The organism is Acetivibrio ethanolgignens (assembly GCF_001461035.1).
Taxonomy (GTDB): Bacteria; Bacillota; Clostridia; order Lachnospirales; family Lachnospiraceae; genus Velocimicrobium; species Velocimicrobium ethanolgignens.
Genome location: NZ_LNAM01000036.1, coordinates 1 through 3,795 on the forward strand (window position 1 = coordinate 1; position 3,795 = coordinate 3,795).

The 3,795-nt window shown below is 41.6% G+C and carries 2 protein-coding genes; one reads left to right on the forward strand and one right to left on the reverse strand.

Annotation, left to right across the window (positions count from 1 at the left end; genetic code table 11):
• Positions 1-519: 519 nt before the first annotated feature.
• Entirely contained in the window at positions 520-1,341 is an 822-nt protein-coding gene (locus ASU35_RS03205) for a YihY/virulence factor BrkB family protein (protein ID WP_058351624.1), read from the forward strand.
• Here ASU35_RS03205 and ASU35_RS03210 read toward each other — a convergent pair.
• Complete coding sequence (locus tag ASU35_RS03210) at positions 1,313-3,730, reverse strand: SpoIID/LytB domain-containing protein (protein ID WP_058351625.1); 2,418 nt, start codon at positions 3,728-3,730, stop codon at positions 1,313-1,315. The genes ASU35_RS03205 and ASU35_RS03210 overlap by 29 nt on opposite strands.
• Positions 3,731-3,795: the final 65 nt, after the last annotated feature.

A 3,795-nucleotide genomic window follows, 5' to 3' on the forward strand; every position in this document is an offset into this window, starting at 1 on the left:
CAGAAAACGAGGTAAAAGTCAGTAAAATTAAGTGTTTTAGTTTAATCAGCAGACACTATGTACCTTGAAATCTTTTTTACCCTTACTCCAAATTCAAGTGTCAAACATCGTGCAAACCCTGACTGTAATGAGTTTTTCACATGGTCCGCAAGTAAGAAAAATCGTATCTATTGCTGCACAACATGTGCACTAAGAATAGCACCTTTAGATACAAAATATATCAATATCATCTCTGGCATGCACTCATTCGGCATACCTAGCACTGACTCAATTGATTTCTATTCCCTGTGTCTCCTCGCTTCTCTTAATTCTCCTAACCATCGGTTCCTTACCTTCTGCAGCTGAATAACCACTACTATTCTGTAGTTTATACTCATTGTGGAAAATCTGCAGTCATAAAGATTTGGTTTCTTTTTCTATTCACTTAATAGACAAAATGCGGAAACTAAAGGGATTCTACTTGAAAATATGGAAAACATATAATAAAATACAGATATTACATACAGGGAGAGAGTTATCATGATCAGATTATTCATTGACTATATTCGTTATTTTTTAAAGCAGCTAAAGGAACACGCGGTATCAGCCTATGCTGCACAGGCTGCTTTTTTTATCATACTTTCCTTTTTTCCCTTTATCATGTTTCTTATGACCCTAATCCGCTATCTTCCTGTCACTGAGGACATGCTGATTTCTCTTGCAAATCAGGCTCTGCCCTCTCACATCGGAGACTATATTGTATCCCTACTAAACGAAATTTATGGACAGTCCTCTGCGGCTATTATTTCTATCACCATAATAACCGCCATTTGGTCTGCCTCTAAGGGAATCATGGCTGTTATCCGCGGCTTCAACTCCATTTATGGCATTTACGAAACCCGGAATTACCTCTATCTGCGACTGATTTCTTCTTTTTATACGGTAATTTTTGCTATCAGCATCGTAGGCTCCCTGATTCTTCTTGTCTTTGGAAATCGTCTGATGCTGACACTTACCAGACTTTTATCGCAGTTTAATATAAAACCGCCAGTAATTATTAGCTTCCGTGTGCTGATTGCCCTGATTGTTCTCTTTTTCTTTTTTCTGGCAATGTACATTTTTGTTCCAAATCGAAAATCTACGGTTTCCCAGGAGGCTCCCGGAGCACTTTTAACAACAATCAGCTGGGCTGTCTTTTCTTCCGTATATTCCTATTATATTGATAATTTTGCCAACTTCGATACCTATGGAAGTCTGACCACGATTGTATTTTTAATGCTCTGGCTATACTTCTGTATGTATATTCTCTTTATTGGAAGTGAGGTCAATGTATTTATTCAGGAACAGCGTTATCTATTGTAACACCGTTATAGTAGTGCTTTAGTACCTCTTCACAGCTGTAACCGGCATCCAGCATGGCCTTTGCTCCATTCTGGCTCATACCGACACCGTGGCCGTAGCCTCCGCCGACAAAGCGGTAGCCGGTCACTTTTTTTCCCTCTTTTTGCTCCTCCAGATAGAAAAAGGCACTTGGAAGCATAGAAAGAGACTCTACCTTGCTATTATCCTGTCGAATGACCGTACTGTATAACGGTGCCAGCAACGTTCTGATATTGTACTCTGTCAAAACCTTTATCGTATTTTTACTTCCCTTAATCACTAGCTCAGTCACAATTCCCCCGGTGCAGCGTTTTGATACGGAAATTTTCTTTACCGTTCCCACAGTATCTACAGGCACGCTTTTATAGCTTCCATCTCCTTGTTTTGTCAAAATCAACGATGGATTCGCTTCATAACGCTTCTTCAGTCCAGCATCAATGGTTTTTTTCAGGCTTTCTGCAGGAATCTTTACCTGCCAGCGATACCAGGGACTTTCATTGTCAAAGGTATCTACAGGATCCTTGGAAATAAATTTCTTAAACTCCTTTTCTTCCGTCAAATTCAGGGGTTCTAACTCACCTCGGGACTGGAGACTTCCCACCAGATATGGCACCTTATCCCGGCTGTTCCATACTTCATTAGCATTTGCTGTGGAGCCACAGGAGGTTGAAAAATAATAAGCCGTTATCAATTCGCCATTGTACTTAAGCACCTGCCCCTTTGTCTCCTTTACTGCCTGAATAGAGGTTTTATTTTCCGGAATATTATTGTAAACCTGGTAAAGGGCACTATCATCTACATGAGCACCATAGCTGCCGCAGCCATTGGATAAAAGCTGACGGTAGGCATAGCTTCTGGCACAGATTGCCTGTACCTTTAAGGCCTCTACCCCGTAGGACGTCGGCATCTCACTTGGAATCACCGCATAAAGATATTCCTCCAGAGGAAGCTCATTTAGCAGAAGAATCTCGTCCTTCTCCAACGCTACCTCCAAAATACCGCGGTATTCCGGATGTTCTCCATTCCGCTTCAGGGTCATTACCTTTAGCTTCCCATTTTCCTCCGGCATAATCTCCACTCTACCCTCTTTGAACAGCTTGGACTTTTTCGTAAGCTTCAGCTGCTCTCCTGCCTTATAGGTTTTCTTTGTCTCTCCAGTCGTTACAGTAAAGGGCTTTGTCGAAGTAACAATTACAGTCTTATGATAATAATCCTCAAAACCATCCGTCTTTAAAGCGACACGGATATTCTCGGCTTTAATTGGCTCTTTGATAATTGCAGCACAGATTTCATCTCCTACAATTACAAAATCCGTATTCTGATATCCAACCAGAATGGAACGGGCTGTTTCCATGGAAACTTCATCTCCATAGGTACAGTAAATCCTAAAGTCACTGGAAAGCTTCTTTTTCCCGTATTTCTCCAGTTCAATATGCTCCTTACCTGTCACCAGAACTCTTCCATTAATTGCATCTGGCTTTACACTTACTTTGGAAATCACACCATCCTGTACAGTGATATCTCCAACCTTCTCTGTAATCTGCTCCTTTAAGGCACCGGAAAGAGAAAATTCCTTTTGACAGCCATTTAAGAATACAGTCAAGCTTTCCTCCGCCTGCTTCATAATCCAGACATTCGGAATCAGCGTATCCTCCTTCAGTACCTCCAGGATACAGGCAATCTGAGTTCCGCATACATAAACACGCAGCTTTTTATCACTATACTTCAGAAAATCCTGTCCATCTCCCATAAAAATTCCTTGGTCTGTTACTGTTTGCCACTTTTCAAGTTTTTCATCACTTTCCCAGGAATCCACGATATACAGTGTTTTTTCCTCCAGCCCAGACTTATAGACCTTATTCCAGAGAATTTCATACAGGGTAATCCATTCCTCCCGCGGTAGAAAAGCATCTTTTCCCTGACTCTTGGCCAGATTTTCCATTGCTGTCAGAAGCTCCTGCAAGCCGGAATCGTCTGTATTCCTTTCCTGCTCCTGTATAGCGATACGACTCACCAAATCATTGCACTCAGCTACCGTCATGTAACTCATAGGACGATACTGGTTGTTTTCCAGATTTTCTTCGCCAACCAGCCCAGCCTCATACATACCATTGATATATTTATCATACCATTTTTCAGGATCCGTGTCCGTATAGGTAATCACTCTTTCCATTTCGGAAAGCTCTTCCTCTGTAAATTTTAAAAGGCTGACCATCTTGGCCGCCTCTGCCCGGGATATTCTCTTTTCCTGTTCCCCTATGTACTCCTCGCCTCTCGCACCTTTTGGCTGCCTGTCCGAAAACAGGTTGACTCCAATCAGAGTGCCCAAAACAGCCAGTCCCACAAAAAGCAAAATGATTTTCTTTTTCATGCAAACTTCTCCTCGTATAATAAGTTTGTAAGCAAGGAAAACAGCTTACAGACTTATTTTTTTGG